The sequence below is a fragment of the Lysobacter zhanggongensis genome, from assembly GCF_046638635.1.
Lineage (GTDB): Bacteria > Pseudomonadota > Gammaproteobacteria > Xanthomonadales > Xanthomonadaceae > Novilysobacter > Novilysobacter luteus.
The window spans coordinates 1-382 of the sequence record NZ_JBJXHK010000197.1 but is presented as its reverse complement, the minus strand read 5'-3'; the positions used below and the strand labels follow the sequence as shown (position 1 = coordinate 382).

At 52.1% G+C, this 382-nt stretch carries 1 protein-coding gene; it reads right to left on the bottom strand.

Features of this window, described 5'->3' with window-relative positions; all coding sequences use genetic code 11:
- Positions 1-106: 106 nt before the first annotated feature.
- The coding region (locus ACKVMH_RS13640) for a hypothetical protein (protein ID WP_412700685.1) at positions 107-382 on the bottom strand (276 nt) is incomplete at its 5' end.

Below are 382 nucleotides of genomic sequence, written 5' to 3'. Positions count from 1 at the left end.
GCCTAACGCCTGAGTTAAGGCGACTTGTGTAGCGGAGGCAACAACATGGCAAGCTCTTCCTGCCATGTTGTTGGTGGAGCGAAGCAAGTTCGGCTTGAACGAATTGTTAGGCCGTGTAACCGAAGTGCGACTTCATTAGCTTGGAAGCTCTAAGCATGAGAACAAGCGCTCCCGCACCCGCGAAGATCGCTACCAAGCCTGCATGGCGGGGTTGGATGTACGCCAACACTGAAGAAATAGCCGCAAGTGCCGCCATGCAGATCAAATACGTCAAGTACGGTCTAAAGCGCAAGGCGCTTTGAACTCTTGGATGTAAAAGAGCTGCAACGAATGCGGCAAAAGCCAAGAGCGCGAACTCCCAACGTACCAACAGAACAACAAA